Annotated in this window: 26 protein-coding genes and 2 pseudogenes; 19 read left to right on the top strand and 9 right to left on the bottom strand. The window is 75.1% G+C overall.

The genetic code is table 11. The features are described 5' to 3' along the window. Nucleotides 1-14 precede the first annotated feature (14 nt). Nucleotides 15-995, bottom strand: coding sequence for a glucosyl-3-phosphoglycerate synthase (locus ACIBTV_RS21605; protein WP_396707618.1), 981 nt, complete (start codon nucleotides 993-995; stop codon nucleotides 15-17). A 220-nt stretch (nucleotides 996-1,215) separates the two neighbouring features. Here ACIBTV_RS21605 and ACIBTV_RS21600 point away from each other — a divergent pair, with 220 nt between their 5' ends. The 6 genes from ACIBTV_RS21600 (at nucleotide 1,216) to ACIBTV_RS21575 (ending at nucleotide 8,024) form a co-directional block, all read left to right on the top strand. Continuing rightward, nucleotides 1,216-2,223, top strand: coding sequence for a Gfo/Idh/MocA family protein (locus ACIBTV_RS21600; RefSeq protein WP_396707422.1), 1,008 nt, complete (start codon nucleotides 1,216-1,218; stop codon nucleotides 2,221-2,223). Further along, nucleotides 2,216-3,304, top strand: coding sequence for a zinc-binding dehydrogenase (locus ACIBTV_RS21595; protein ID WP_396707420.1), 1,089 nt, complete (start codon nucleotides 2,216-2,218; stop codon nucleotides 3,302-3,304). Before ACIBTV_RS21600 ends, ACIBTV_RS21595 begins: the two co-directional genes overlap by 8 nt. Nucleotides 3,305-3,394: 90 nt before the next feature. Beyond that, a complete protein-coding gene (gene secA2 / locus ACIBTV_RS21590; protein WP_396707418.1) occupies nucleotides 3,395-5,686 on the top strand; it encodes an accessory Sec system translocase SecA2 in 2,292 nt (763 codons plus the stop codon). A gap of 177 nt (nucleotides 5,687-5,863) precedes the next feature. Then, a complete protein-coding gene (locus tag ACIBTV_RS21585; RefSeq protein ID WP_396707416.1) occupies nucleotides 5,864-6,604 on the top strand; it encodes a GAF and ANTAR domain-containing protein in 741 nt (246 codons plus the stop codon). Nucleotides 6,605-6,689: 85 nt separating this feature from the next. Further along, nucleotides 6,690-7,190: a DUF2231 domain-containing protein gene (locus ACIBTV_RS21580; protein ID WP_396707414.1), complete on the top strand. Its 501-nt coding sequence runs from the start codon at nucleotides 6,690-6,692 to the stop codon at nucleotides 7,188-7,190. A 78-nt stretch (nucleotides 7,191-7,268) separates the two neighbouring features. Beyond that, complete coding sequence (locus ACIBTV_RS21575; protein WP_396707412.1) at nucleotides 7,269-8,024, top strand: class I SAM-dependent methyltransferase; 756 nt, start codon at nucleotides 7,269-7,271, stop codon at nucleotides 8,022-8,024. Between the two features lie 187 nt (nucleotides 8,025-8,211). Here the strand turns inward: ACIBTV_RS21575 and ACIBTV_RS21570 are convergent, their stop codons facing one another. Both ACIBTV_RS21570 and ACIBTV_RS21565 read right to left on the bottom strand, forming a co-directional pair. Further along, on the bottom strand, nucleotides 8,212-9,162 hold the full coding sequence (locus ACIBTV_RS21570; protein WP_396707411.1) for a DUF3500 domain-containing protein: 951 nt from the start codon (nucleotides 9,160-9,162) through the stop codon (nucleotides 8,212-8,214). 114 nt (nucleotides 9,163-9,276) lie between these two features. Beyond that, a complete protein-coding gene (locus ACIBTV_RS21565; RefSeq protein WP_396707409.1) occupies nucleotides 9,277-9,669 on the bottom strand; it encodes an ankyrin repeat domain-containing protein in 393 nt (130 codons plus the stop codon). Between the two features lie 109 nt (nucleotides 9,670-9,778). On the opposite strand from ACIBTV_RS21565, the gene ACIBTV_RS21560 reads away from it, so the two are divergent. The 11 genes and pseudogenes from ACIBTV_RS21560 to ACIBTV_RS21510 all read left to right on the top strand — a co-directional run bounded on the left by ACIBTV_RS21560 (nucleotide 9,779) and on the right by ACIBTV_RS21510 (nucleotide 17,335). After that, entirely contained in the window at nucleotides 9,779-10,156 is a 378-nt protein-coding gene (locus tag ACIBTV_RS21560; protein ID WP_396707616.1) for a signal peptidase I, read from the top strand. Between the two features lie 113 nt (nucleotides 10,157-10,269). After that, complete coding sequence (locus tag ACIBTV_RS21555) at nucleotides 10,270-10,728, top strand: cysteine dioxygenase (protein ID WP_396707408.1); 459 nt, start codon at nucleotides 10,270-10,272, stop codon at nucleotides 10,726-10,728. A gap of 53 nt (nucleotides 10,729-10,781) precedes the next feature. Then, a complete protein-coding gene (locus ACIBTV_RS21550; protein WP_396707407.1) occupies nucleotides 10,782-11,270 on the top strand; it encodes a rhodanese-like domain-containing protein in 489 nt (162 codons plus the stop codon). A gap of 50 nt (nucleotides 11,271-11,320) precedes the next feature. Next, nucleotides 11,321-11,896, top strand: a complete 576-nt coding sequence (locus tag ACIBTV_RS21545) for a winged helix-turn-helix domain-containing protein (RefSeq protein WP_396707406.1) — start codon at nucleotides 11,321-11,323, stop codon at nucleotides 11,894-11,896. Between the two features lie 423 nt (nucleotides 11,897-12,319). Further along, nucleotides 12,320-12,928 carry a winged helix-turn-helix domain-containing protein gene (locus ACIBTV_RS21540; RefSeq protein WP_396707404.1) on the top strand — a complete coding sequence of 203 codons (609 nt, stop codon included), beginning with the start codon at nucleotides 12,320-12,322 and terminating at the stop codon, nucleotides 12,926-12,928. Nucleotides 12,929-13,002: 74 nt separating this feature from the next. Next, the gene (locus ACIBTV_RS21535; RefSeq protein WP_396707403.1) at nucleotides 13,003-13,650 is read left to right on the top strand and encodes a uridine kinase; all 648 of its coding nucleotides are present in this window, start codon (nucleotides 13,003-13,005) and stop codon (nucleotides 13,648-13,650) included. A 154-nt stretch (nucleotides 13,651-13,804) separates the two neighbouring features. Further along, on the top strand, nucleotides 13,805-14,203 hold the full coding sequence (locus ACIBTV_RS21530; protein WP_396707402.1) for a TraR/DksA family transcriptional regulator: 399 nt from the start codon (nucleotides 13,805-13,807) through the stop codon (nucleotides 14,201-14,203). Between the two features lie 48 nt (nucleotides 14,204-14,251). Then, a complete protein-coding gene (locus ACIBTV_RS21525) occupies nucleotides 14,252-15,121 on the top strand; it encodes a DUF72 domain-containing protein (protein WP_396707401.1) in 870 nt (289 codons plus the stop codon). Nucleotides 15,122-15,482: 361 nt separating this feature from the next. After that, nucleotides 15,483-15,965 (top strand): annotated as a pseudogene (locus ACIBTV_RS21520) (tyrosine-type recombinase/integrase); the annotation flags it as partial. A 2-nt stretch (nucleotides 15,966-15,967) separates the two neighbouring features. Next, on the top strand, nucleotides 15,968-16,297 hold the full coding sequence (locus ACIBTV_RS21515; protein ID WP_396707399.1) for a DUF6221 family protein: 330 nt from the start codon (nucleotides 15,968-15,970) through the stop codon (nucleotides 16,295-16,297). A gap of 609 nt (nucleotides 16,298-16,906) precedes the next feature. After that, nucleotides 16,907-17,335 carry a DUF2267 domain-containing protein gene (locus tag ACIBTV_RS21510; protein WP_396707397.1) on the top strand — a complete coding sequence of 143 codons (429 nt, stop codon included), beginning with the start codon at nucleotides 16,907-16,909 and terminating at the stop codon, nucleotides 17,333-17,335. Between the two features lie 45 nt (nucleotides 17,336-17,380). Here the strand turns inward: ACIBTV_RS21510 and ACIBTV_RS21505 are convergent. Continuing rightward, nucleotides 17,381-17,815 (bottom strand): annotated as a pseudogene (locus ACIBTV_RS21505) (DUF72 domain-containing protein). Between the two features lie 349 nt (nucleotides 17,816-18,164). On the opposite strand from ACIBTV_RS21505, the gene ACIBTV_RS21500 reads away from it, so the two are divergent. Next, nucleotides 18,165-18,470 (top strand): hypothetical protein, encoded by a 306-nt coding sequence (locus ACIBTV_RS21500; protein WP_091589295.1) that lies wholly within the window; start codon nucleotides 18,165-18,167, stop codon nucleotides 18,468-18,470. A gap of 6 nt (nucleotides 18,471-18,476) precedes the next feature. After that, nucleotides 18,477-19,751 carry a cupin domain-containing protein gene (locus ACIBTV_RS21495; protein WP_396707395.1) on the top strand — a complete coding sequence of 425 codons (1,275 nt, stop codon included), beginning with the start codon at nucleotides 18,477-18,479 and terminating at the stop codon, nucleotides 19,749-19,751. 53 nt (nucleotides 19,752-19,804) lie between these two features. Here ACIBTV_RS21495 and ACIBTV_RS21490 read toward each other — a convergent pair whose 3' ends face one another. The 5 genes from ACIBTV_RS21490 to ACIBTV_RS21470 form a co-directional block, all read right to left on the bottom strand. Continuing rightward, entirely contained in the window at nucleotides 19,805-20,470 is a 666-nt protein-coding gene (locus tag ACIBTV_RS21490; RefSeq protein WP_396707393.1) for a hypothetical protein, read from the bottom strand. Further along, nucleotides 20,467-23,136 (bottom strand): FtsK/SpoIIIE domain-containing protein, encoded by a 2,670-nt coding sequence (locus tag ACIBTV_RS21485; protein ID WP_396707391.1) that lies wholly within the window; start codon nucleotides 23,134-23,136, stop codon nucleotides 20,467-20,469. The genes ACIBTV_RS21490 and ACIBTV_RS21485 overlap by 4 nt, the downstream gene beginning before the upstream one ends. After that, nucleotides 23,129-24,304: a hypothetical protein gene (locus ACIBTV_RS21480; protein WP_396707389.1), complete on the bottom strand. Its 1,176-nt coding sequence runs from the start codon at nucleotides 24,302-24,304 to the stop codon at nucleotides 23,129-23,131. Before ACIBTV_RS21480 ends, ACIBTV_RS21485 begins: the two co-directional genes overlap by 8 nt. Before the next feature lie 8 nt (nucleotides 24,305-24,312). Beyond that, a complete protein-coding gene (locus ACIBTV_RS21475; protein ID WP_091589290.1) occupies nucleotides 24,313-24,573 on the bottom strand; it encodes a hypothetical protein in 261 nt (86 codons plus the stop codon). 150 nt (nucleotides 24,574-24,723) lie between these two features. Then, nucleotides 24,724-25,131: a hypothetical protein gene (locus tag ACIBTV_RS21470; RefSeq protein ID WP_396707388.1), complete on the bottom strand. Its 408-nt coding sequence runs from the start codon at nucleotides 25,129-25,131 to the stop codon at nucleotides 24,724-24,726. Between the last annotated feature and the right edge of the window lie 95 nt (nucleotides 25,132-25,226).

Here is a 25,226-nt window from a genome sequence, read left to right as displayed (position 1 = left end):
TCCCTCGCGGCTGCTCACGCCGCCACCCGGCGGTGCGGCACCCGGTGCCGCAGGTGCGCCAGCGGGGGGCGCTCCTCGATCGAGACGTCGCTCACCACGATCTCCCGATCCAGGTTGGGCAGGGCCGCCGAGCCGCCCCGCCGGAACTGGGTCAGCAGGGCGCCGGGCGCGACGCCGGGGGCCGCCCAGCCGCGCCGCTGCAGCCGCGACCAGACGGTGAGCATGATCTGCGCCGACATCCGGCCCAACGCCGCCGTGTCCTGGTGGCGGTGCTTGCGCTCGCCCAGGTCGACCTGCGCCAGCGCGTCCAGCCCCACCAGCTCCAGCAGGTCGATGAGCATGGCCGTCTCCACCCCGTAGCCGGAGACGAACGGCACCCGGGAGAGCGTCTCGCGTCGGCCGGCGTACTCGCCGGCGAGGGGCTGCACGAAGCCGGCCAGCTCCGGCCAGAAGAGGTTGAGCAGCGGGCGGGCCATCAGCTCCGTGACCCGGCCGCCGCCGTCCTGCTCGACGCCGGCCGTCCCGATCAGGGGCCGGTGGTAGAACCCCTTGACGAATTCGACCGAGTCGTCGGTGAGCAGCGGGCCGAGCAGCCCGGTCACGAAGTGCGGGCGGAACTCCCGCAGGTCGGCGTCGACGAACGCGACCACGTCCCCCTCGGCGGCCGCGAGCCCGGCCCACAGCGCGTCCCCCTTGCCGGTCAGCCGCGGCAGCCCTCGCGTCATCGCGTCCTGGCTGACCACCTCCGCCCCGGCGGACCGGGCCACCTGCGCGGTCCGGTCGGTGGAGCGCGAGTCGACCACGATCAGCTCGTCGACGAGCGGCACGCGGTCCATGAGGTGTTCCCGGATGGTCGCCACGATCGCGCCGACCGTGGCCTCCTCGTTGCGGGCCGGCAGGACCACGCTGACGCGGCTCGTGCCCTTGGCCCGGACCAGTCGCCGCGGCGTCCAGTCGTCCGCGGACCCGGTCCGGTAGGTCGCCCAGGCCTCCACCACCGGTGATACGGCCGGTTCTTCATCCCGCACGGGCACCCCCAGGTCGTCGCGGAAACGCTTGCCGGTTTTCCCACACCCGACCTCGCGTTAACCGAATCATCCCTAACAGCTTGATCACGAAGCTTCCACCGTCCTCGTTCCGGCGGAGTGAACGTTTGATTGCGTGGCTGCGGGGAGAGTGTTCGCAGGGGACGCGGTGACGGAAGGAGCCGGTCGGATGCGGGTGTGCCGGGTGGGACTGGTCGGGGCCGGTGGGGTGGCGCAGCGGCACGCGCGGGTGCTCGCCGGCTTCGACGACACCGAGCTGGTCGGGGTGACCGACGTGCGGCCGGCGGCGGCCGAGGCGCTCGCCGGCGCGTACGACGCGCGGACCTTCACCGACGTGCACGAGCTGCTCGCCGCCGCGCCGGACGCCGTCTACGTGTGCGTGCCGCCGTTCGCGCACGGCCCGGTGGAGGAGGCGGTCGTCGCCGCCGGGGTGCCGCTGTTCGTCGAGAAACCGGTCGCGGTCGACCTGGTCACCGCCGAACGGATCGCCGACCGGGTGGCGCGGCGCGGCCTGCTGACCGCGGTGGGGCACCACTGGCGTTACCTGCCGGTCGTGCGACAGGCCCGCGAGCTGCTCGCCGGCCGCCGCGTCCGGATGGTCAACGGCACCTGGTGGGACAGGGTGCCGCCGGTCGACTGGTGGTCGCGGCGGGACCGCTCCGGAGGGCCCGTCGTGGAGCAGGCCGCGCACGTGCTGGACCTGGTCCGGGTGCTCGTCGGCGAGGCCACCGAGGTGACCGCGTACGGCGACGGCAGCCCGCCGCCGGTCGACGGCGCCGACATCGACTCGGTGACCGCCGCCGTCCTGCGGTTCGACACGGGCGCGGTCGGCACCCTCAGCGCCGCGTGCGTGCTCGGCTGGAAGCACCGGGCCGGGCTGGAGATCCTGGCTGACGGGCTGGCCCTGACGGTGACCGAGGACGGCCTGCTGATCCGCGACGCCGACGGCGAACGCCGGCTGCCCGCCGACCCGGAGGCCGCCCGGGTGGCGGTGGACCGGGCGTTCGTGGACGCCGTCCGGGGCGTCGGCGACGACGTGCGCGTCCCGTACGCGGAGGGGCTGGCCACTCACCGCCTCGCCCTCGCGCTGGCCGACTCGGCGCGCACCGGGGCGCCCGTACGCCTGGCGACGCCGACCGCCGCGGTGCCCGATCCGGGGGTGACCGTCGATGCGTGACCGGGTGGTGGTGGTCGAGGGGCCGGGCCGGGTGGCGCTGGTCGAGCGGGAGGCCGCACCGGTGCGCCCCGGCACGTTCCGGGTGGAGACCCTGTTCAGCGGGGTCTCGGCCGGCACCGAGTTGACCTACGTCAAGGGCACCAACCCCTACCTCACCGTCACCTGGGACGCCGACCTCGGCCTGTTCCGCCCCGGCGTGGCCGGCACGCCGTACCCGGTCGAGCGGCTCGGCTACATGCAGGTGGGTCGGGTGGTGGAGAGCGCCACCCCGGCGGTCGCCGTGGGCGCCGTCGGCGCGATGACGTACGGCCACCGCACCGGCTGGGTCGCCGACCCGCTCGCCGAGCGGTTCGTGCCCCTGCCCGACGACCTGGACCCGCTGCTCGGCGTCTACGCCGCCCACATGGGTCCGATCTGCGCGAACGGGCTGTTGCACGCCGCCGCCGACCTGCACGGCACGGACGTGCGGTCGCTGGGCGACGGGGTGCGTGGACGCCGGGTGGCGGTGGTCGGCGCCGGCGTCGTGGGCCTGCTCACCGCCCTGTTCGCCCGCCGGCACGGCGCGGCCTCGGTGGTGGTGCTCGACCCGACGGCCCCGCGCCGGCGGGTCGCCGAGGCGCTCGGCCTGCAGACCCTCGACCCGGACGCGGACGACCCGGCGGTGGCGCTCAAGACCCGCTGGGCCCACCAGGCCGGGGACCGGGGCGCGGACGTGGTGTTCCAGTGCCGGGGGCGGGACTGGGCCCTGCACCTGGCCCTGCGCCTGCTCCGGCCGCAGGGCACGGTGATCGACCTGGCCTTCTACCAGTCCGGCGCGGCGGCCGTCCGCCTCGGCGAGGAGTTCCACCACAACGGGCTGTCGCTGCGCTGCGCCCAGATCGGGCGGGTCCCCCGTGGGCTCGCTCCCACCTGGGACCGGGAGCGGCTCTCCGCCGAGACGATCGACCTGCTGCGCGCGTACGGAGACGGGATCCGGGCGCACCTGGTCTCGGCGGTGGTCCCGTTCGACGAGGCCCCCGCCCTGCTCACCGACCTGGCGCGGCGTCGGCGGCCGGAACTGCAGGTCGTGTTCACCCCCTGACCTGCCGATCACCGGGCGCGACCGGATCGGGTCGACATGCTGCCCGGGTGGTACGCGGAACGGGCCCCGGTTCGCGTACCGTTGCCGCTCATGGGTGTGTCGCAACGGTTGAAGAGCAGGTTCCGGCGGTTCCTCGAGCGCCCGGGGACGACGGTGGACCTCGCCCCGCTGGAGAAGCTGCTGCCGGCGATCGAGGCGCGCGAGGACGAGCTCGCCGCGCTCGACGACGCCGAGCTCACAGAGGCCGCCGGCAAGGCCACCGGCTACGAGGAGATCTGCGCCATCGGCCGGGAGGCCGCGCGCCGCGGGCTCGACCAGCGGCCCTACGACGTCCAGCTGCTCGGCGCGATGTCGCTGCTCTCCGGCAAGGTCGCGGAGATGGCCACCGGTGAGGGCAAGACCCTGACCGCGACCGTCGCCGCCTACGGGCACGTCCGGATGGGCAACGGTCCGGTCCACGTGCTCACCGTCAACGACTACCTGGCCCGCCGCGACGCGCAGTGGATGGAGCCGGTCTACACCCTGCTCGGTCTCACCGTCGGCTGGGTCAACGAGGCGTCCACCCCGCAGGAGCGCCGCGACGCGTACGCCTGTGACGTCACCTACGTCTCGGTCAGCGAGGCCGGCTTCGACTTCCTGCGCGACCAGCTGGTCACCGACATCGAGGATCGGGTGCAGCCGCCGCTGCGCACGGCGATCGTCGACGAGGCCGACTCGATCCTGATCGACGAGGCCCGGGTGCCGATGGTGCTGGCCGGCTCCGTGCCCGGCGAGCAGGACCCGGTGCACGCCGCTGCCGCGCTGGTCCGTGGCCTGCGTCGGGGTCGGCACTACACCGTGGCCGAGGACGGCCGCAGTGTGGCCTTCACCTCCGCCGGCCTGGCCGCCGTCGAGGCCAAGCTCGGCATCGACCTGTACGACGAGGAGCACGTCGAGCAGCTCTCCGCCGTCAACGTGGCGCTGCACGCGCACGCCCTGCTGCACCGTGACGTGGACTACATCGTCCGCGAAGGGTCGGTCGAGCTGATCGACGAGATGCGCGGCCGGGTGGCCCAGCGCCGCCGCTGGCCGGACGGTCTCCAGGCCGCCGTGGAGGCCAAGGAGGGGCTCGACGCCACCGCCGAGGGCGAGGTGCTGGGCACGATCGCCGTGCAGGCGTTCATCGGGCTCTACCCGAAGGTCTGCGGGATGACCGCCACCGCCGTGCTGGTCGGCGACCAGCTGCGCGAGTTCTTCGGCCTCGAGGTGGCCGTGATCCCGCCGAACACGCCGTGCGTCCGTGAGGACGAGCCGGATCGGATCTACGCGACCCGGGCGGAGAAGGAGGAGGCGCTGATCGACGAGATCCGGCGCTGCCACTCCGCCGGGCGTCCGGTGCTGGTGGGCACCCTGGACGTGAAGGAGTCCGAGGGACTGGCCGCCGGCCTGCACGCCGCGGGCGTGCCCTGCGTGGTGCTCAACGCCAAGAACGACGACGAGGAGGCCTCGATCATCGCGGAGGCCGGCGCGTACGGCGCGGTGACCGTCTCCACCCAGATGGCCGGTCGGGGTGTCGACATCCGCCTCGGCGGCAGCGACCAGTCCGACCGGGACCGGGTGGCCGACCTCGGCGGGCTCTACGTGATCGGCAGCGGCCGGCACGACAGCCGCCGGGTCGACGACCAGCTGCGCGGCCGCGCCGGCCGGCAGGGTGACCCGGGTGGCTCGATCTTCTTCGTCAGCCTGGAGGACGACCTCGTCGTCCGGCACGCGGCCGACTCGGTGCCCGCGTCGCCCCGGATGAACGCCGACGGTCTGGTCACCGACGAGCAGGTCGACTACGCGGTGGAGCACGCCCAGCGGGTCGCCGAGGGCGTCAACCACGAGATCCACCGCAACACCTGGCGCTACAGCGTGGTGATCGAGCAGCAGCGCAAGGCCCTCGCCGAGCGGCGCGAGCGCCTGCTCACCAGCGACGTGGCCGCGCTCATGCTGCTGGACAAGATGCCGGAGAAGGCCGGCGAGATGGACGAGGACCTGCTGGCCCGCGTCGCCCGCTCGATCGCGCTCTACCATCTCGACCGGCTCTGGGCCGAGCACCTGGCCGAGCTGTCCGAGGTCCGCGAGGGCGTGCACCTGCGGGCGCTGGGCCGGCTCGACCCGCTCGACGAGTTCCACCGGGCCGCCGTGCCGGCGTTCAACGCGCTCATCCCGGAGATCGAGGCGCGTACGCTCGCCACCTTCGCCGAGACCGAATTCGACGACGACTGGGAGCCGGACGAGGCGGACCTGGTGCGCCCCAGCGCCACCTGGACCTACCTGGTCCACGACAACCCGTTCGGCTCCGAGCTGGACCGGTTGATCGCCGCGGTGGGCCGGCGGCTCACCGGCGCGCCCCGCTGACGTCCGCGGGGTCCCGTTCGGCCGTCACGGCCCGTGCGGGACCCCGTTACGTCCGTTTCGACCCATGTTCCCGGGGTAGTAGGGGCGGGTCTGAAGACTCGGGAGAGCAGATATGACGCACGTGAGGACACCGGCCGGGCGTGCCGCCGCGGGCCCGGAAGCGGGGGCTGTGACCCGGTGAACCTGGACACTCAGCAACCGGTGGTGGAGACCGTCGGCGCGCTGGAGACCGCCGCGCTGCTCCGCGAACTGACCGCCGGCCTCATCGCCGTGACCGATTTCGATGAGGCGTTGGCCGCCCTCGTGCGGATCACCCGGGACGCGGTGACCGGCGTCACCTGGTCCGGCTTCACCGTCCTGCGCGCCGGTGAACCGTCCGGCGGCGCGGCCTCCGACCCGCGGCTGGCCGACCTGGACGACCCGCGGCGCGGGCCCGACTCGCCGGCGATGGACGCCATCCGGCGGCGGGAGATGGTGCTGTCGGAGAACCTCGGCCGGGAGACCCGCTGGCCGGACTGGCGACTGCGCGCCGTCGACCTCGGCGTCCACGGCGTGATCTCGGCACCGCTCGACGTCGACGACCACGTGCTCGGTGCGATCAACCTCTACGCCGACGCCCCCGACCGGCTCGGCACCCAGCACCAGCTCACCGCGATGCTGCTCGCCGAGCACGCCGGTCTGCTGCTGGCGGCCGTCCGGGACCGGGCCCACCGGCTGGCGGTGGCCGGCGAGTGGGACGCCGCGCTGCTGCACGACGGCGTCGTGGGGCAGGCCGTCGGAGTGATCATGACGCAGCGGGGCTGCCCCGCCGAGGAGGCCCTCGACGTCCTGCGCACCGCCGCGTCCTCGCTCGACATCCCGCTCCGCGAGGTGGCCGAACGGCTGGTCCGCACCGTGGCCCGACCCCGGGAGAGCTGACCCCGTCCCGGTCGTGTCGTTTCGTCCCGCGTGCGCCCGGGTAGCACCCTGGGCTCAGTGAGCGCAGCGACCAGGGGAGGGAACGATGCAGAGCCGGCTGCGGGTCCAGGGGCACCCGATCCAACCGATGCTGGTGACGTTCCCGTACGGGCTCTTCGTCAGCGCGGTCGTCTTCGACCTGACCGACGTGATCGGCGGGCCCGCCTTCCTCGGCGAGGTCGGCTACTGGACGGCCGTGGCGGCCCTGGTCGCCGCCGGGCTGACCGCGATGGCCGGCATGGTCGACCTGTGGGACGTGCCCGGCGGCCGGACCCGGCGCACCGCCATCGCGTTCAACCTGGTGAACCTGGCGATGGCCGGGCTGTTCCTGGTGACCTGCCTCATCCGGTCCGACTCCCCGCAGCGCGGGGCCTCCGTCCCGATGCTCGTCACCGAGCTGGTCGCCCTGACCGTCGGCGCGGTGGGCGTACGCCTCGGCGCGCGGCTCGTCCGGCGGTTCGACGAGGCCGGCGCCGACGAGACCAACTTCGACGCCCTGCCCGGCGTCGCCGGCTCCACCGTGGAGATCGTCCGACCCCGTCCGTGAGGCGTCGCCGCCCCACCGCCGTCACCGTCGCGCTGAACTCCGTTGCGCGGCCCCCGGCGGCCCGGCAGGCTCGCCCGGGTGACGACCGACCCGCAGTTCGCGAAGCTGCTCGCCGAGGGTGCCGCCGCGCCCGTCGACGGCTGGGCCTTCGACTGGCTCGCCGGGCGGGCCACCGAGGAGCGGCCACCCTGGGGGTACGCCCGGATGGTGGCCACCCGGATGGCCAGCGCCGACGCCGCACTGGACGTGGACACCGGCGGCGGTGAGGTGCTCGCCGAGGTGCCCCGGCCGCCCCGGCTGCTGGTGGCCACCGAGGGCTGGCCGCCGAACGTGGCGGTCGCCCGCCGGACCCTGGCCCCGCTCGGCGCCACCGTCGTGGCGGTCACCCCGGACGCCCCGCTGCCGTTCCGGGACGCCGCGTTTGACCTCGTGGTCAGCCGGCACCCCGTACGCACGGACTGGCCGGAGACCGCCCGCGTGCTGCGCCCCGGCGGCACGTTCCTGTCGCAGCAGATCGGGGCGGGCACCGTACGCGAGGTCAGCGAGGCGATCCTCGGTCCGCTGCCGCCGCCCACCCAGCGGCACCCGGACCAGGCCGTGGCCGCCGCCTGGGCCGCCGGGCTCACCGTGGTCGACCTGCGCGAGGCCACGCTGCGTACGGTCTTCCACGACATCGGCGCGGTGGTCTGGTTCCTGCGGAAGGTCGTCTGGACGGTGCCCGGCTTCACCGTGGACCGGTACCGGGCGGAGCTGCTCGCCCTGCACCACCGCATCCGGGCCGAGGGCCCGTTCGTGGCCCACGCCCGACGCTTCCTGATCGAAGCCCACCGCTGACCCGCCCCGCCGCGGGCCCCGCCCTGCCCCCGGCGATCCCTGCCCCCGGCAGTCATGAAGTTGTTGCGCTCGCGCACGGCGTGTCGGAGCGATTACTTCATGATCACCGGGGTGAGCCGAGCCGGGTGGGGGTGGGGCCGGTGCCGGAGTTGGGCGGGGATGGGTGGGTGGGTGGGTGGGTCAGACATTAGGGGTGGGGGGACTGGTGGTGGGTGGCCAGGACGTCCTCGCCGAAGTCACTGGATGGGCGGCGCAGCACGGTGTGCGCGTGGTTGCCGTCCTCGGTCGTGTTGTCGTACTCGATCAGCAGGTCGTCGCTCTGCACCCGGTAGTAGTGGCGCTGGCCCGGGCGGGTGGGGCCGGCCCACGCGAAGTGTCGCTCCCGCCCGTCCAGCCGGCGCGCCTCCCGGACGGCCAGCTCGGGCGGGAGCCGGTCCAGGTAGAGGGCGACGAGTTGGTCGAGCAGCGCCCGGCCGGTGGGGCCGAGCCGCTCCGCGGGCACGCCGAGCGGTTCGAGGGGCGCGTCCACCCGGGGTCGGGTGGCGCTGACGATGTCGTCGGGCGCCTCGTCGGCGATGATCGCCGCGGCGCGGGCGGCCGGTCCCATCGCGGCCAGCAGCTCGCGGCCCAGGTCCTCCTCGATGCCCAGCGGGCGGGACACCGGGCGGCCCGCGTGCCGGACGGCGGCCGGGTTGGCGCCGAAGAAGATCGGTGCGGGGGAGACCCGATCGTCCACCACCGTCATGCTGACCGACAGGTGGTGCCCCTCCAGCCGCCACGCCCACCGGTCGTCGCGTCGCGGGTCCCCGAAGACCGCCACCCAGTAGTCGCCGCTGTGTCGGCCCCGGCGCCACCCCTCGGCCCGGTCGAGCACCTCCTCCAGCGCGATGATCGCCATCGCCTGGGCGTACGCCGCCGGGCTCAGCGCCGTCGCCAGCAACCGGTGGGCGGCCTTGCGGCCGGCGACGTCCAGGTCGGCCAGGCAGACCCCGGGGCGGGCCCGCGGCCGGTACTCCAGCCAGCGCCGGGCGCTCTCGTCGTCGAACCGGTACGCCGCGGCGGCGCGCGCCGGCTCGTTCAGGGCGGCCAGCAGCGCCGTGCCGGCGGCGCGCATCTGCTCGGGCAGGGGATCCTCCACCGCCTCTGTATACCGGCTGTCGTCGCGGCCCGCGCGGATCTCACCCGTGCCGCCCCACGCCCGGCCGCCGGCACTCACCGCCGGCGGCGCGCGCCCCGGTCGCCGGCCCGACGGTCACTCCGGCCGGAGCAGGGCCAGCATCTCGGGCAGGTCGAAGAAGCGGGCGGTGTCCACGGCCGACGGACTGCCCAGGTCGGGGTCGGCGCCGGCGTCGAGCAGCGCCCGTACGGCGTCGGCGCTGCTGCGGAAGACCGCCGCGGCGAGCGCGTTCTGCCCCCGGTCGTTGGTGCGGGTGTGGTCGGCGCCCCGGGCCAGCAGCGCGGCCACGGTGTCCGGGTGGGCGTGGTACGCGGCCAGGATCAGCAGGGTGTCGCCCCGGTCGTTCGTCAGGTTGACCGGCAGGCCGGCGTCGACCTGCGCGGCGAGCTCCTCGGTGGCGCCCGCCCGGGCCAGGTCGAACATCCGGTGGGCGAACGCCAGCGTCGCGGTGTCGAGTTCCTCGCTCACCGGTCCAGGTTAGGCGGGTGTCGACCGTTTCGCCGAGATGGACCGTCGGCACACGGCTGACGGCGTGGCCCCGCCTGGTACGGTCCTCGCCCGGCGGGTGGGGGAGGACATGGACGACCGGGTGTACGTGGGCAACGCCGGCGCGGACGGCGCGGTCAACGCGGGCTGGCTGCTCGGGCACTTCATGCCGCCGGGCGACCCGCGGCACAGCACCGAGGTCGAGGTGAAGTGGGGCGTCCACGCGGCGGGGGAGACCCGGGCCCGGTGGGCGACCGGGGAGCGGCGTACGGCGCTTCTGGTGCTGGTCAGCGGTCGGTTCCGGGTGGAGTTGCCGGACCGCACGGTGGTGCTCGGTGAGCCCGGCGACTACGTGGTGTGGGGCCGGGGTGTGGACCACAGTTGGTACGCGGAGACCGAGTCGGTGGTGCTGACCGTGCGCTGGCCGTCGGTGCCGGGCTACCGGGTGGGGCCGCCGGTGCGGCGCTGACCTGCGGCGGTCGGGCGTTCACCCGCGTCCCAGCATACGGAAGACCTACTAAACCGATAGGGTTTGCCGCCTAGAGTGGGGAGTGACCGCGCCGCCCGACCCGTGAGGACCCGATGAACCGCGACCGCCCGGAGCCCGACCTGCTCGCCGTCGCCACCCGGTGGGCGGCCGAGCCCGCCGACTGGCCGGTGCCGCTGCGCTTCGATCCCGCCGAACGCTGGTACGCGCGCCTGGCCACCGCCGCCGACCACGAGGTGTGGGCGCTGAGCTGGCTGCCCGGCCAGGGCACCGACCTGCACGACCACGGCGGCTCGGCGGGCGCCTTCCTGGTGGTCTCCGGGACGCTGACCGAGGAGACGGTCAGCGGGGGACGGCTGCGCCCGCACCGGCTCACCGCCGGCGCCGGACGTCGCTTCGGCACCCGGCACGTGCACCAGGTAACCAACCACGACGCCGAGCCGGCCGTCAGCGTGCACGTCTACCGCCCGGCGCTGCGTCGCATGACGCGCTACACCATCATCGAGGGTCGACTCCGGGTCGCCGACGTGGCCGAGGCCGGCCTCGCCTGGTGACCTCCGGCTGACCCGGATGCACCGTCCGCCAACGTTCCCGGAAGGAACCGCGCATGCACCAGTCCCGCGCCACCCGCTGTCCGGCCCCGGTCCCGCCGCCGGGCTCCCGCGGCATCGACGAGATCCTGGCCGCGGCCCGCGCCCGGCTCGACCGACTCGACCCGGAGCAGGCGCACCTGGCGTACCGCGCGGGCGCGTTAGTGGTCGACATCCGGCCCGCCGCCCAGCGGGCCGCCCACGGCACCGTGCCGGGCTCCCTCGCGGTGGAGCGCAACGTGCTGGAGTGGCGGTTCGACCCGCGCTCGTCCGCGCGGCTGCCCCAGGCGGTCGACTACGACCTCCAGGTGATCATCATCTGTCAGGAGGGCTACACCTCGTCGCTCGCCGCCGCCGCCCTCCAGGACCTCGGGCTGCACCGGGCCACCGACGTCGTCGGCGGGTTCGCCGCCTGGCGGATCGCCGGCCTTCCCGCCCTCGGCCCGACCGCGCTGCGGCCGTCCCCTCTCGCGCCCCCGGTGACCGCCGACCGGGCGCTTCGCTGACCGTCACGCTCGACCGGGCGTGGCGGGCGTACGCCGTCACAGGAGGCACCATGTCCGTCGTCGCCGTCTCCCCACGGCCTCATCGGCCGGTCCGCGCAGACCGGACCGGCCCGGCGCGGTCTGCGGCCACCCTCACCCTCACCGTCGACCTCGCGCCAGGCCCGGTGACGCCCCGGCTGGCCCGCCTGCTCGACCTGATCGGGGAGCTCGCCGAGTCGGGGGAGGGGCGGCTGCGCGCCGACGCCGCCGTCCCGGCGCCCCGCACCGCGGAGCCCGTCCCCACCGGTCCCCGCGCCGTCACGGACCTGCCCGCCGCGCGGCCGGACGAGGTCCGCATCCAGGCCGGCTCCCGGGTCGTACGACACGGCGACCGGGTCGTCCCGCTCACCCGGATCGAGTACGACCTGCTGCTGTTCCTGGCCGAGCGACCCCGACGGGTGTTCACCCGGCTGCAGTTGCTCGCGAACGTCTGGGGCTACGAGCACGCCGTGGCCCGGACGGTCGACGTGCACGTGCGGCGGCTGCGCGCCAAGTTCGGCGTGGACACGCCGGTGGTGGCCACCGTCTACGGCGTGGGCTACCGGCTGGCCGACGACGCCCCGATCACGGTCGACCCCTCCCGCTGACCCGCCGACCCGACGCGGCACGCCCGGAGGAACGGACGTGCCGCGTCGGCGTGTCCGGGATGCGGCACACCGGGCCGCGGCACCCCCGGTCGGCGTGTCCGCCCGCGTCGTGTCCCGTCCCCGTGACGGTGACGTCCACATGGGAGCGCGACCGCCCGAGGTCGCCGACCCGGCGCCACCACCGTCCGTGGCGCCGGAGACGGAACGTGAACCGGGCGGGCACCCCCCGTATCGGGTCATCTCGTCGACTCTGCTGTAATCATCAGGCCTCGTACGCAGAGCGAGCAGACGGCTCCGATGTGTTCGTCAATTGTCACATTCATGCAACGCAGCCGCCTCTTGACCCTCGCACGGGCGCCGGGAAGCATCGATGAAGCGGCGTCCCGGGCCGTGGGGAGATACCCGGATCAGCCAAGGAGGACCATGTCGGTCAGCCCCGCCTCGTCGCGCGCCGGATGGCATACGTCCCAACCCGCGGTCCCCGGTCGACCCCCGGGCGGCCAGCGTCGCCCGGCCAACACGACGGCCGGGCCCGTGCTCACCGTGACGCTCTGCATCCCGCTCGCCGCCGAGGAGACGTTGACCGCGCCGGCCCGCCGGCTGCTGGAGGCCGCCCGCGAGATGATCGAGCGTGGTGAGGGGGTCATCGCGAGCACCGTCCCCCAGGAGCGGCGCCCCGACCAGGTGCCGGCCGGTCGCGCCCCGGCCCGTCCCCTCGCCCCGACCATCCCGGCTCTGCACATCCTCGCGTCGTCCCGCTCCGTCCTGCGCGACGGCGAGCCGCTGCCGCTCACCCGACTGGAGTTCGACCTCCTGCTGCACCTCGTCGCCCACCCGCGCCGGGTGTTCACCCGGCTGCAACTGCTCAACGCCGTGTGGGGCTACGAGCACGCCGGCGTCCGCACCGTGGACGTGCACGTCCGCCGCCTGCGCGGCAAGGTCGGCGTCGACGTGCCGCTGGTCACCACGGTCTACGGCGTCGGCTACCGCCTCGCCGACGACGCCCGGGTGACCGTCGACCGCAACGCCTGACCGCGCGGCGTGACGGGCACCCCCGCGCCGCCCGACCCCGACGGCCCGCCCGGCCGGCGCGGCAGGATGGTCGGGTGCGCATCCGCCCCATCACACCCGAACGACTCGTCACCGAGCTGACCGACCGCCTGACCGAGCGGGCCGACCAGGTCGCCGACGCCCGGCTGCGCGTCGGCGTCGACGGCCCGAGCGCCGCGCGCCCCGAGGACCTCGCGGCGGCGCTGATCGACCCGCTGCGCGCCCGGGGGCGGCCCGTGTTGCACGTTCGCACCACGGATTTCCTGCGCCCCGCCTCGGTGCGGCTGGAGCAGGGCCGGACCAATCCCGACGCCTACTACGAGGGCTGGGTGGACGAGGCAGGGCTCCGGCGGGAGGTGCTCGACCCCGCCGGCCCCGGCGGCTCCGGACGCGTGCTGCCCTCGCTCTGGGACGCCACGACCGACCGGGCCAGCCGGGCCACGTACGTCGACCTGCCCACCGGCGGGGTGGTGCTGGTCAGCGGGGCGCTGCTGCTCGGCGGGGCCCTCGACTTCGACGTGACCGTCCACCTCGCCCTCTCACCGGCGGCGCTGCGTCGCCGCACCGACCCGGAGCAGCGGTGGACGCTGCCGGCCTTCGACCGGTACGCCGACGAGGTCGACCCCGCCTCCTTCGCCGACGTCGTGGTACGCCTCGACGACCCCCGTCACCCCGCCGTCGTGGAGCCGTCCGGGGCTGCGTGACGTCCCCGAATTCGCCGGTTTGGTCGAGTCATCCGGCGGGTAATCGCCCGGCTCACAGAGCACGGGTGATCGCCCGTGCACCGCGCGCGACCGTGACCGGGGCCAGGGGGCACCGGGCCGCCGGTTGACCAGATGCCAGAAAGGCAGGCCAGCGATGCTCGTCCATGACACGGTCGGAACGGCCCGTTCGCAGGCGGAGACCGACCAGATCCGGCAGTCCCTGCAGGCGCGCTACGACGAGTTGTCGGCCGAGTACGAGCAGGCCGTGCTGCAGAGCCAGGTGCTGCGGCTGGTGGAGGTCGGGGACACCGCCGGCGACGACCAGGCCGACAGCGGCACGAAGACCGCGGAGCGCGACACCGCTCAGTCCCTGCTGCGCACGATCCTCGACCGCCGCGCCCAGTACGAGCACGCGCTGACCCGGCTCGACGAGGGCACCTACGGCTTCTGCGAGGGCTGCTCGAAGCCGATCCCCGTCGAGCGCCTGGAGATCTTCCCCTCCGCCACCACGTGCGTGTCCTGCAAGCAGACCCGCGAACGTCGGGCGGCCTGATCAGACGCAGCGGTTGCCGGTCGGTCCGGAGCGCGGTGGACTCCACCCATGGGTGACATCAAGGTGGGCACCGCGTCCTGGACCGACCGGACCCTGTTGGACTCCGGCTGGTATCCGCAGACCGCCGACACACCGGAGAAGCGCCTCGCGTACTACGCCCGCCGATTCCCCCTGGTCGAGGTGGACGCCACCTACTACTCGCCGCCCGCCGAGCGCACCGCGCGGCTATGGGCGGAGCGCACCCCAGCCGGCTTCACGTTCAACGTCAAGGCGTTCAGCCTCCTCACCGGGCACCCGACGAAGGTCAGCGCCCTCTACAAGGACCTGCGCCCGGAGACGGACAAGCGCACCGTCTACCCCGACGCGCTGCCCGCCCAGGCGTACGAGGAGGTGTGGACGCGCTTCCTGTCCGCCCTCGACCCGCTGGTCGAGGCGGGCAAACTGGGCGCCCTGCTGTTCCAGTTCCCGCCGTGGTTCACCATCAAGCGGGACAACAAGCAGTACCTGCTGGAGGTGGCCCGGCGCTGCGCGCCGCTGCGGGCGGTCTACGAGTTCCGCCACGCGTCCTGGTTCGACGGCGCCAACCGGGACGAGACGCTCGCGTTCCTGCGCGAGCACCGGCTGCCGTACGTCTGTGTGGACATGCCGCAGGGGCACCGCTCGTCGGTGCCGCCGGTGCTGGCCGCCACCGCGGACCTCGCCGTCGTGCGGTTCCACGGGCACAGCGACAAGTGGACGAGCACCGACATCCACGAGAAGTTCGGCTACCGCTACTCCGACCGGGAGCTGCGGGACTGGGCGCCCCGGCTGCGCGAGCTCGCCGACTCGGCCGAGCAGACGCACGTGCTCATGAACAACTGTTATCGGGACTATGCGACCACCAACGCACAAACCCTGAAAGGGCTCCTGAGCAGCTAGTGCGGTGTCCACTAACGTTCACCGGCATTGCGGTGGTGTGGTGGATCCTCGCCTGGGGGCGAGCGACTCCTCACCGGGTGGTGGGGCGGGCTTCCGCGGGCCGACTGATCCTCGCGTCGTCTGGGGCGGGCGGCGGGGGTCACGTCGGGACTGGTTTCGCCGCGGCGAACCGCGCGTCAGAGAACCGCCGTAACACCGACCGGGCGCCCGTGCTGTCCAGTTCACCGAACCTGCCCGGCCCGGCACGGCCAACTCCCGACACCACCCGCACGACAACTTTTCCGACCGACACCAACCGGCCAACGTCCGCGGCCACCGCACTAGCCACCTCTCCAGGCGAGGGTTCGCCGACCGGCGCGACGCCGCGAGCATCTTCCTGTTCGCCGACGGCGGACTTCGCCTCGCTGAAGTCGCTGGCCTACGCGTGGACGAGGCCGACCTGGCTGCCCGGATGGTGTTCGTCTTCGGGAAAGGCAGCAACCGGTCGGGGCCGCGGAGGCGGGCGGTTCCACTGGGCGCCAAAGCCGCCCGCGCGCTCGACCGGTACATCCGGGAACGCCGCCGCCACCGTACGCTCGCATGTTCCGCCACCTGGGCGTCGCAGTTCCGGAAGGCTGGCGCCAGCGAAGGGGACTGTTGGTTCTCAGCGGGTGGAGCAACCGCACCAAGCTTGACCGGTACGGGCGGGCCGCGGCTGTGCCGCCGGTGCAAGGGCTCCGGCGCCCGGCTGCGGTGGGGTCGGAAGGCGTGGAACCGTCTCGCTATGCAGATGCCCTCGGGTCGGGCCCGCCGGTGCGGGTCCGCAACGCCAGCCGCTAACGTGATGTTCGAGACCGAGGAGTAGGGATGGACGACCTGATCATCTGGCTACGGGCACAGCTCGACGAAGACGAGCGGATTGCGCGGGCGTCACTGAGCGCGTTCGGTGTGGCCGACACCGACCAGACGCCGGTCTGGCCGGACCACGTCACCTACGGTGGCGCGGTGGAGCTGAACGCCGCCGAGGCGTACCTCGACACGTTCCGGCCCCACCGGGTGCTGGCCGAGGTGGATGCGAAGCGGCGCATCGTGGACAACTGCGCGTGGGTGCTCAAGGGTGAGGCGTGCTTGACCCTCCGCCTGCTGGCCCTGCCGTTCGCGGACCGTCCCGGCTACCGCGACGAGTGGCGCCCCTGACGCCTCGCCGCCGCACCGTTCTGCCGCGCCCGGCACTTCGCGCCGGATTGACCCGGCGAGTGCCGGTCGCCGTGTTCCGCACGAGCCGGTACCAGGTGGCGGGCATACCGGTCAGGGGGACGTCCGGGTAGCAACCGGCCCACGTGAACAGCGCCACGAACCCTCACGCGTCCGAGACGCCGGGACGGCGCACGTAGCCGCCCCGCGTCCAAACTCGGACCTCAACTCAGGGCTGTCAATCGCCGCCGTCGTCTTCCTGGGAACTACGCCCAGACCAACGCCACCGCCCTCGCCGGGCAGCTCGGCGCGGACTGAGCGCGCCCTCACCCCCGCCGGGTGAGGCCGGCTCACCCGGTCCGGGGGCAGCGTGGAGTTCGCGTACGGCCCGACGCGGCCGGCGCACCACGAGGAGGTGACCGGGAATGACGGCTCGGGTGGTGGCCGATCCCCGGCGGGGCGCGGTCCTGCGGGTGGTCGGTGCGAACGAGAGCCCCCGGCGGGGCGAGCGCGCCGGCCGGCGGAGCCCGGTACGCGCGCGCGGTGGCCCGGCGGGGCCGCCACGGCGCGACGACGACCGACGCTGGGAGACCCAGGACCGGGGGTGGGAACATGGCTGAGCAGTTGATATCGGCGTTCGAGTCCTCGCTGGACAAGACGAACCTGATCCTGAAGGACATCGAGAACGCCTACGGTTGGCCGAAGGCACAGCGCAACCAGTCCTACGCGGCGTTGCGGACGGTGCTGCACCTGCTGCGGGACCGGCTGCCCGTGCAGGAGAGCGTCGAGTTCGCGCAGCAGCTGCCGATCCTGGTACGCGGCATCTACTTCGACGGCTGGCGTCCGTCGGACGTGCCGGTGAAGCTGAACCGTGAGGACTTCCTCTACGAGGTCCGGCAGGGCTTCCCGTACGACGTCGAGGGCGGCCCGGAGCGGGTCACCCAGGTGGTGCTGGACACGCTGCGCAAGCACGTCACCCAGGGTGAGTGGCAGGAGGTCAAGGAGACCATGCCGCGTGACCTGGCGAGGATGATGCCCTGACGAGCCGCCGGCCCGCCCCGCGTCGGGGACGGGCCGCGGTGCCGCTCACGCCGCCGGGACCCGGCTCACCGGGTGCCCGGCGCGCTGGGCGAGACCGGCGAACGCGGTCGCGTCGACGATGGCGGCCCCGCCCGGGTCGTTGTTGAAGTAGACGTACGCGGTGGCGTCGCCGAACGTGTCGGCGAGCCGGCGCACCCAGGAGGCGAGCGCCGCGCGCCCGTAGCGGGGGTGCGGCCGGGCCCGCCCCTCGTGCAGCCGCAGGTAGCCGAAGTCGGTGGTCCGCCACAGCGGGGCGATCGGTCGGCCCGACCGGTCGGCTTACACCAGCGCCGCCCGGCACCGCTCCAGCAGCGCCCGGGTCTGCGCGGTCCACCAGGACGGGTGACGGGGCTCCACCGCCACCCGCACCCGCGCCGGGAAGAGGCGCAGCGTGGCGTCCAACGCCGGCACGTCGGCGCGGAGGTTGGGCGGGAGCTGCACCAGGGCCGGGCCGAGCCGGTCGCCGAGCGCGGTCGCCGTTGACCTCCACCGTGGCGAACCGCTCGGCGTAGTGCTCCAGCCACAACCGCTGGGGCAGGCCGGCCGGATAGAACCGGTCCCGCCAGTCGCGGTACCGCCAGCCGGAGGTGCCCACCAGGATCATCTCCCTCATCCTGGCACCGCCGGCGCCGACGCGCCCGCCGGCCGCGCCCGCCCCGGGGCCCCGCGGGAAGCGCCCGTGCCGGCACGTTCCGGCGTCTACGGTGGGTTAGAGAAGATCGTGGGGGGTACCACCCGCTGCACGACGGACCCCGGCGTACGGCGGGGCGGCACATCCGAGGGAGCACCGATGCCACTCAACGACGATGACATGCAGACCACCGGCGGCGGGGGCGCGGAGGGTCCGGCCGACGGTGGTGCCACGCCGGGCCAACACGACGGTGGCGCGGACGGCAGCGCGGAGGGACCGGCCGACGGCGGTGCCACGCCGGGCCAGCACGACGGTGGCGCGGACGGCAGCGCGGAGGGACCGGCCGACGGCGGTGCCACGCCGGGCCAGCACGACGGTGGCGCGGACGGCAGCGCCGAGGGTCCCGCCGACGGCGGCGCCACCCCCGGCCAGCACGACGGCGGTGCCGACGGCAGCGCCCGGTAGCGGGCCGTGACGCACCTCGACCCGCCGGGCGGCCACGGCCGCCCGGCGGTCGCGTCCGCCGAACCGGCCGCGGCGCTCGCCCGCTGCGTGTCCGTCGAGCCCGCGAAGTTCGCCGCCGCGCACTGGGGGCGCACGCCGCTGCTGTCCCGCGCCGACGAGCTGCCCAACCCGGCCGGCTTCACCGACCTGCTCAGCCCCGCCGACGCCGACGAACTGCTCAGCCGCCGGGGGCTGCGTACCCCCTTCCTGCGGATCGCGAAGGACGGCGACCTCGTCGCCGCGGGCCGCTGGACCGGCGGTGGCGGCGCCGGCGCCGAGATCGGCGACCAGGTGCTCGACGAGCGGGTGCTGGAGCAGTACGCGGGCGGCGCCACGCTGGTCCTGCAGGGACTGCACCGCCTCTGGCCGGCCCTGATCGACTTCACCCGCGACCTGAGCCTCGCGCTCGCCCAGCCGTTGCAGGTCAACGCATACCTCACCCCGCCCGGCAACCAGGGTTTCGCCACCCACTACGACACCCACGACGTGTTCGTGCTCCAGGTGGACGGCCGCAAACACTGGCGGATCCACCCGCCGGTGCTGCCGGACCCGCTGGAGCGCCAACCCTGGGGCGGCCGCGCCGACGAGGTGGCGGCGACCGCGCAGGGGCCCGCCGCGCTCGACGTCGTCCTCGCCCCCGGCGACGCGCTCTATCTGCCCCGGGGCTGGCTGCACAGCGCCCAGGCGCAGGAATCCAGTTCGCTGCACCTCACGGTGGGCGTCCGCGCGCTGACCCGCTACGCGCTCGTGGAGGAGTTGCTGGCGCTGGCGGCCGAGGATCCCCGGCTGCGGGCGAGCCTGCCGTTCGGCACCGACGTGGCCGACCCCGACGCCATCGAGCCGGAGCTCACCGAGACCGTCGAGGCGCTGCGCGCCTGGCTGCTGCGGGCCGACCCGGCGGCGGTGGCCGGCCGCCTGCGGCAGCGGGCCTGGCCGGCGTCCCGACCCGCGCCGATCCGGCCCCTCGCCCAGGCCGCCGCGCTGGCCGCCCTCGACGCCGACGCCCGGCTGAGCCCACGCGCCGGGCTGCGCTGGCAGCTCGTGCCGCAGGACGGCGACCGGGTGGCGCTGCGCCTGTTCGACCGCACGATCACGCTGCCCACGCAGTGCGAGCCGGCCGTGCGCGCGCTGCTCACCGGCGCCGCCACCCGCGTCGGCGACCTGCCCGGCCTGCCGGACGACGACGACCGGCTGGTCCTCGCGCGCCGGCTGCTCCGGGAGGCGGTCGTGGTCCCGGCCTGAGCCGGGTCCGCGTCGCCACGCCGCTGTCCCGTCCCGATCCGGGCCGGGTCGGGTCAGCGGCCGAGCACCAGCAGCAGGGCCGTGGTGACCAGACCGGCGGCCAGCACCACGGTCATCGCCCGCGGGCCGAGCACGGCGTGCCGCCGGTCGGCCAGCACCTTCGCCGGCACCAGGCCGGCCGCCGGGCCCAGCAGCGTCACGACCAGCGCGAGCACCGGCATCCCGACGGCCAGGTCGCCGCCGTAGCCGACACCGGCCGCCCGGGCGCCCATCCCGAGGGCGTACGCCACGCCGGCGCCGGCGACCCCGCAGAGCGCCAGCAGCGGGTTGACCGATCCGGGCAGCTCACCGCGCTGGCGGGTGCGGTCCAGCAGATCCCGTACCCCGGCCAGCAGCGGACGCGGGTCACCGTCCACCCCCGTCGCCGGCGCGGGCGGCCCGCCGAGGCGCCGGCCCGCGCCGCCGAGCCGGCCACGCAGTTGCTGCCACAGGTGGGCCGCCTCCGCGTCGACGCGTTCCTGCAGCTCACGGGCGTCGACCAGCTCCTGCTCGGCGTGCCGGACCTGCTCGGCGGCCTCGGCCACCGCCTGCTCGGCCGCCGCGCACTGCCGCTCGTACCAGGCGTGCGCCTCCGCCCGCTGGGCGTGCACCCGCGCGCTCAGGTCGGCCAGGCGACGCACCTGGGCCGCGTACGTCTCGCTGGTCACCGGCTCGTTCATCGTGACGGTCCATAGGGGATGATGACCTGGCCGGTGCGGTGCACCGCGCGGTCGAAGAACAGGCCGCGCCACGGCCGCGGATACCAGTCCGGGCCCCCGGTGCCGGGATAGAGGGACGAACCCAGCTCGCCGCCGTGGGCGTCCAGCGCCACCCACGCCCCGATCTGGTCGGTGCGCGCCGCGGGCCCGCCCAGGTCGGCGCGCATCCGGGCCACCCCCCGCCACCAGGCCAGCACGTGCGTCCGCCGCTCCGGCCCGTCGTGCAGGATGCGGCGCAGCTGCTCCAGCCCGGTGCGCCGGCCGACCCGGGCGGCGAGCGAGCCGGCCGCCGCGTCGACCGCGAAGAGCAGCAGGTAGTGCGGGTCACCGGCGGCGGCGAGCCCGTCCGCCGTCTCGGCCATCAGCTCCGGCACGGTCTCCTCGTCGTACCAGGCGGCGTCCTCCGCGAGGTCCTCGTAGAGGGCACGGGCCACCGGGTCGGCGTCCGGGTCGAGACAGGCGATGGAGAACCGGGCGGTGCCGGGCCGGTGCTGGCGGGCGAGGGACCGCGCCGCCGCGTCGAGCACGGCGCACGCCTCGTCGACCCGGGTGCCGAGGACCGCCAGGTTCCGGCCCGGGGCGCGGGGCAGCCGCAGCGCCGCCGACCGGGCCTGCACGTCGATGATCTCGCCGAGCAGCGCGACCGGGCCGCGCGGGGTGCCGGCCTCCGGGCGCAGGGCCCGGAAGTCCGGGGCGTCGGCGAGCCGGGGAATGGCGTCACCGTCGAAGAGGCGGGCCGGCGCGGCGTCCTGGGGGCGCATCCGCCACAGCCGGTGCTGAAGGCCGCTCCACGTCTCCCAGTCGCTGGCCGACGGGATCCGGGCGACCTCGTTGCCCTCCGGCAGACCGGACTCGGCGTTCACCACCGCGTGCCAGCGCGGCAGCGACTGGGCGGCGTCGTTGCGTTCGGCCAGGATGCGCAGCGCCTTCGGCAGCGCGATGCGCAGGGTGAACTGGGCGACCAGCGCGGGCCGGCCCCACAGCGCCTCGATGCCCCGGACGTCCTGCGAGGCGAGCACCAGGTGGATGCCCTGCGAACGGCCCCGGCGGGCCAGGTCCTCCAGCAGGTCGGCGGCCTCCCGCGCCACCACGTCCCGCCCGGCGAGCAGCATCTGGAACTCGTCGACCACCGCGACGATCCGGGGCCAGCGCCCGGTCGGGTCCACCGCGCGCAGCTCGGCGAGCTTGGTGACCTCGTGCTTCTTGGCCGCGTCGGCACGCCGGCGCAGCTCCTCGGCGAGGAAGCGCAGCAGCGCCAGACCGAACTCCCGGTCGGTGTTGACGTTGATGCCGACCAGGCGCATGTGCGGCAGCCAGCTCGGGTCGCGCCGACCCTGCGCGAACCGGGCGAACGACACGCCCTCCTTGAAGTCGAGCAGGTAGAACTCCAGCTCGGCGGGGGAGTAGCGGGCGGCCAGGGCGCCGATCCAGGCGAAGATGAGGTTGGTCTTGCCGGTGCCCGACGGCCCACCGATCAGCGCGTGCGGCGGATAGTCGCCGAGGGTGAGGTGGACCGGCCGGCCGTGCGGGCCCTCGCCGATCGGCGCGGTGAGCCCGGTCGCCGAATCCTCCTGCCACATCCGCTCGGGCGTCGGCAGCAGGTCGGTGAACGGCGTCGGCGGAGGACCGGCGTTGACCCGGGACGCCACCTCCCGGCACGTCTCGGTGAGCAGGGTGGCCGGCGGCGGCGGGTCGAGCCGTACGGGCAGGCCGGGCGGGCCGCCCACCCGGGCGCCGTCCACCCCGGCGACCACCCGGGTGACCGTCGGGTCGTCGGGCAGCGGCACACCGCGGACGACCAGGTGCACCCCGCACGCCGCGCCGGTGCGGACCACCCGGTCGAGTTGACCGCGCTCGTGCCGGGACAGCTCGTCGCCGCCGAGCAGCACCGCCACCCGCCACGGCTCGGGTCGGCGGCCCGTCGCGGCGGCCAGCTCGCGCAGGGAGCCGTGCTCGCCGGCCAGCACCGTCTCGTTGATCCGGCGGATCTGCTCCACCAGGTCGTCGAGGAGCCGGGCGAGGCCACCCGGGCCGACGAAGGTGAGCAGCCCGGCGGTGCCGAGCGGGGCGAACCCGGCGAGCCCGCCGCCCAGGTGCTCCGGGTCGTACCCGATCAGCCGGACCGCGCCCGGCTCGGCCCGGCCGATGGCCCGCAGCAGCAGCGCCGAGACCACGGCGTCGCAGCCGTCGCGGTCGTCGCCGCTGAGGTGGACGTGCCCGCTGTCGAGCAACGGCACCAGCGCCGGGACCGGCTCGGCGCCGGGGATGCGGACGGCGCCGATGCGCAGCGCGCCGGCCGGCTCGCCCCGCCCGGCGGGGATGGCCTTCCAACGTGGCCACTCCTCGCTGGCCGCGCCCGGCGCCTCCCGCTCGGCGGCCGCCGCCGCCCGGCGGGCGAGCTCGGCGAGGCGTGCCGCGTGCCGCTCGTCGATCTCGGCGAGCCGGCGGTCGCGCTCGGCGCCGACCCGCTCCGGCACGGCCGCCGCCGCGCGGCGCACCCGGGTCAGCCGCTCACGTCCGGCGGTCAGGTCGGCCTGCGCGGCGGACAGCCGGGTGCGGGTCGCGCCGAGCGCGTCGGCGAGCGTGTCCCGGACCCGGGTGACCAGCTGGGCGCGCCGGTCAGCCATCGGAGCTCCGGCGCTGCGGCGCGTCGTGCCACGGGCCGGACCGGGGCGGGACCCGCCCGGCGCCACCCACCGTCCCGCCCGACCTGGCCCGGGACTCCGTGACGGGCGACGCCGCGCCGGGTCGGGCCGCCGTGCGGTCACCCGGCAGGCGTGGGTGTCCCGCGCCGGACCCCTCCGTGCGCCGCTCACGGTCCCCGGCCCGGTCTCTCGCCGCGTCCCGGCTCCGGCCTCCCGCGCCCACCCGGGCGTCGCGCGTTCCGGGCCGGCCGGCGTCGGTCGCCGCGGCCCGCCCGTCGCCCGGGGCGTTCCCCGCGCCGGTGGCCGCCCGACCGGCGTCGGCGGGCAGGTCCCGACCGAGGCGGGCCAGCAGCACACCGGTGAGGACCCCGGCGGTAACGGCCGAGTCGGCGGCGTGCGGCGGTTCGCCGGAGCGCCGGGGCGGGGGCATCCGGCACACCCGGGTCAGCAGCGTCTCCAGCACCGGCGCCGGAAGACCGGGCAGCAGGTCCCGCACCCGCGCCTCCACCACGCCGCGCAGCCGCCCCAGGTCGTCTGCGCGTGGCGGGTGGCCGAGCACCTCACCGGCCAGGTCACGCAGCAGCGGCGGGGCGATGGCCGCCAGCCCCAACCCCACGTCCGCGTGTGCCCGCCGCAGTTCGGTACGCAGTCGGTCCCGGTCGCCGCCGCGCACCCCGCGGACCACCCGGCGCAGCAGTTCGGCGGAGTCGTCGATCCGTTCGTCCAGCTCGTCGGTGCCCTCGGAACCTCCGGTCAGCTCCGCCACCCGCACCGCCCACCAGCGGCGCAGCCGCACCTGCTCGGCAGGCTCGGGCGGCACGGCCACCGGAGCCCCCTCGCGTGGCGCGTCGTGGCGGGGCTCCCGGCGCTGTTGCGGTGGCGGCGCCTCACCACCCGCGCCCACCCCGATCGCCGCCAGGTAGGCGGCGAGCTGCTCCTGCGCCAGCCGTAGCGCGTAGCCCGCGGTCTCGGCGTGCTCCGTCGCGGCGGACAGCTCGGGCACCCCCATCGGGTTGGCCGACTCCTGGCGTACCCAGCGCAGTCGCTCGCTGGCCAGCCCGAACTTCTCCAGCGCCTGCCCGAGCAGGCCGACGGGCAGCTCCTCGGCGGCGGCGCGCACCTGCGCAGCCACATCCTCGACGATGGACACGGCCGGCCTCAGAGGGCGGAGACGTAGAGCTGCGCCTGCTCGACCGCGACGAGTGTGGCGGCGAGGCACTCCTCCAGCTCCTGGCTGGCCTGGGTCAGCGACGCCTGGGCCGCCTCGACCGTCTCGTGCCCGCTGCCCTCCAGCGCGCCGGCCAGGGTCTGCTGGGCCTCGGCGAGCTTCTCACCGGCGGCCTGCACGGCGCTCTGGCCGTCGCCGATCTGTTGCAGTGCCACGTCGATGGCTGCCTTGAGCTCGGCGACGCTCGCCACGGGGCGTACCTCCTGGGGGCGGGGAGGCCTTCATTAGAGCCTATTCGGACGGCGGGGGAACATCCGCCCTGTCAGTGTTCCTGCCCCGGTGACCGCTTGTCACCAGGAAGCGCCGCGAGTCCGATTGGCGGGACCCGGGGCCAACTTGCCTCACTCCCGTACGGCCGGCGCCTGGTCCCGTGCGCCGTCGCGCAGCCAGCGCGGCCCGTACACCTCGGCGCCCTGCGCGGTGACGCGTTCCCGCAGCTCACGGTCGGCCGTGACGACCAGGCGTCGACGCTGCGGCGCGGCCGCGACCAGGTCGACGATGGCGTCGTCGCCCGACCCCGGGGCGGCGACCACCGCGACGCCGGGAGTGGCCGGCACGTCCCGCGCGACCCCCTCCACCACCAGCACCACCTCGACCGGGGGTGGCAGCTCCGGCAGCCCGGAATCGCCCACCCCGGCGATCGCGTCCCGCAGGCGGGCGGTGGCGCCGGGGCGGTCCCGCCACCAGCCGTCCGGGCGCGACCCGACGACGTTGGCGGCGTCCACGATCAGCAGCGGCGGCATCTCCATGGTCTCCAGCCTGCCACCGGCGGGGGCGAAAAAGCGGCTGGCGCGGTCTCCCGGGCGGGTCGCCCGGTGTGTCGGATCCACACCGTCACGCGGCC

Origin of the sequence: Micromonospora sp. NPDC049366, assembly GCF_044466625.1 — a bacterium.
In the GTDB taxonomy this organism is placed as follows: Bacteria; Actinomycetota; Actinomycetes; order Mycobacteriales; family Micromonosporaceae; genus Micromonospora.
This window is presented reverse-complemented; position numbering and strand designations above follow the sequence as displayed.

Bases quoted from the DNA above. Each gene is read 5' to 3' on its own strand.
- ACIBTV_RS21600 (WP_396707422.1), top strand. From the start codon at position 1,216: ATGCGGGTGTGCCGGGTGGGACTGGTCGGGGCCGGTGGGGTGGCGCAG.
- ACIBTV_RS21595 (WP_396707420.1), top strand. From the start codon at position 2,216: ATGCGTGACCGGGTGGTGGTGGTCGAGGGGCCGGGCCGGGTGGCGCTG.
- secA2 (WP_396707418.1), top strand. From the start codon at position 3,395: ATGGGTGTGTCGCAACGGTTGAAGAGCAGGTTCCGGCGGTTCCTCGAG.
- ACIBTV_RS21580 (WP_396707414.1), top strand. From the start codon at position 6,690: ATGCAGAGCCGGCTGCGGGTCCAGGGGCACCCGATCCAACCGATGCTG.
- ACIBTV_RS21560 (WP_396707616.1), top strand. From the start codon at position 9,779: ATGGACGACCGGGTGTACGTGGGCAACGCCGGCGCGGACGGCGCGGTC.
- ACIBTV_RS21555 (WP_396707408.1), top strand. From the start codon at position 10,270: ATGAACCGCGACCGCCCGGAGCCCGACCTGCTCGCCGTCGCCACCCGG.
- ACIBTV_RS21550 (WP_396707407.1), top strand. From the start codon at position 10,782: ATGCACCAGTCCCGCGCCACCCGCTGTCCGGCCCCGGTCCCGCCGCCG.
- ACIBTV_RS21545 (WP_396707406.1), top strand. From the start codon at position 11,321: ATGTCCGTCGTCGCCGTCTCCCCACGGCCTCATCGGCCGGTCCGCGCA.
- ACIBTV_RS21540 (WP_396707404.1), top strand. From the start codon at position 12,320: ATGTCGGTCAGCCCCGCCTCGTCGCGCGCCGGATGGCATACGTCCCAA.
- ACIBTV_RS21530 (WP_396707402.1), top strand. From the start codon at position 13,805: ATGCTCGTCCATGACACGGTCGGAACGGCCCGTTCGCAGGCGGAGACC.
- ACIBTV_RS21525 (WP_396707401.1), top strand. From the start codon at position 14,252: ATGGGTGACATCAAGGTGGGCACCGCGTCCTGGACCGACCGGACCCTG.
- ACIBTV_RS21515 (WP_396707399.1), top strand. From the start codon at position 15,968: ATGGACGACCTGATCATCTGGCTACGGGCACAGCTCGACGAAGACGAG.
- ACIBTV_RS21510 (WP_396707397.1), top strand. From the start codon at position 16,907: ATGGCTGAGCAGTTGATATCGGCGTTCGAGTCCTCGCTGGACAAGACG.
- ACIBTV_RS21500 (WP_091589295.1), top strand. From the start codon at position 18,165: ATGCCACTCAACGACGATGACATGCAGACCACCGGCGGCGGGGGCGCG.
- ACIBTV_RS21490 (WP_396707393.1), bottom strand. From the start codon at position 20,470: ATGAACGAGCCGGTGACCAGCGAGACGTACGCGGCCCAGGTGCGTCGC.
- ACIBTV_RS21485 (WP_396707391.1), bottom strand. From the start codon at position 23,136: ATGGCTGACCGGCGCGCCCAGCTGGTCACCCGGGTCCGGGACACGCTC.
- ACIBTV_RS21470 (WP_396707388.1), bottom strand. From the start codon at position 25,131: ATGGAGATGCCGCCGCTGCTGATCGTGGACGCCGCCAACGTCGTCGGG.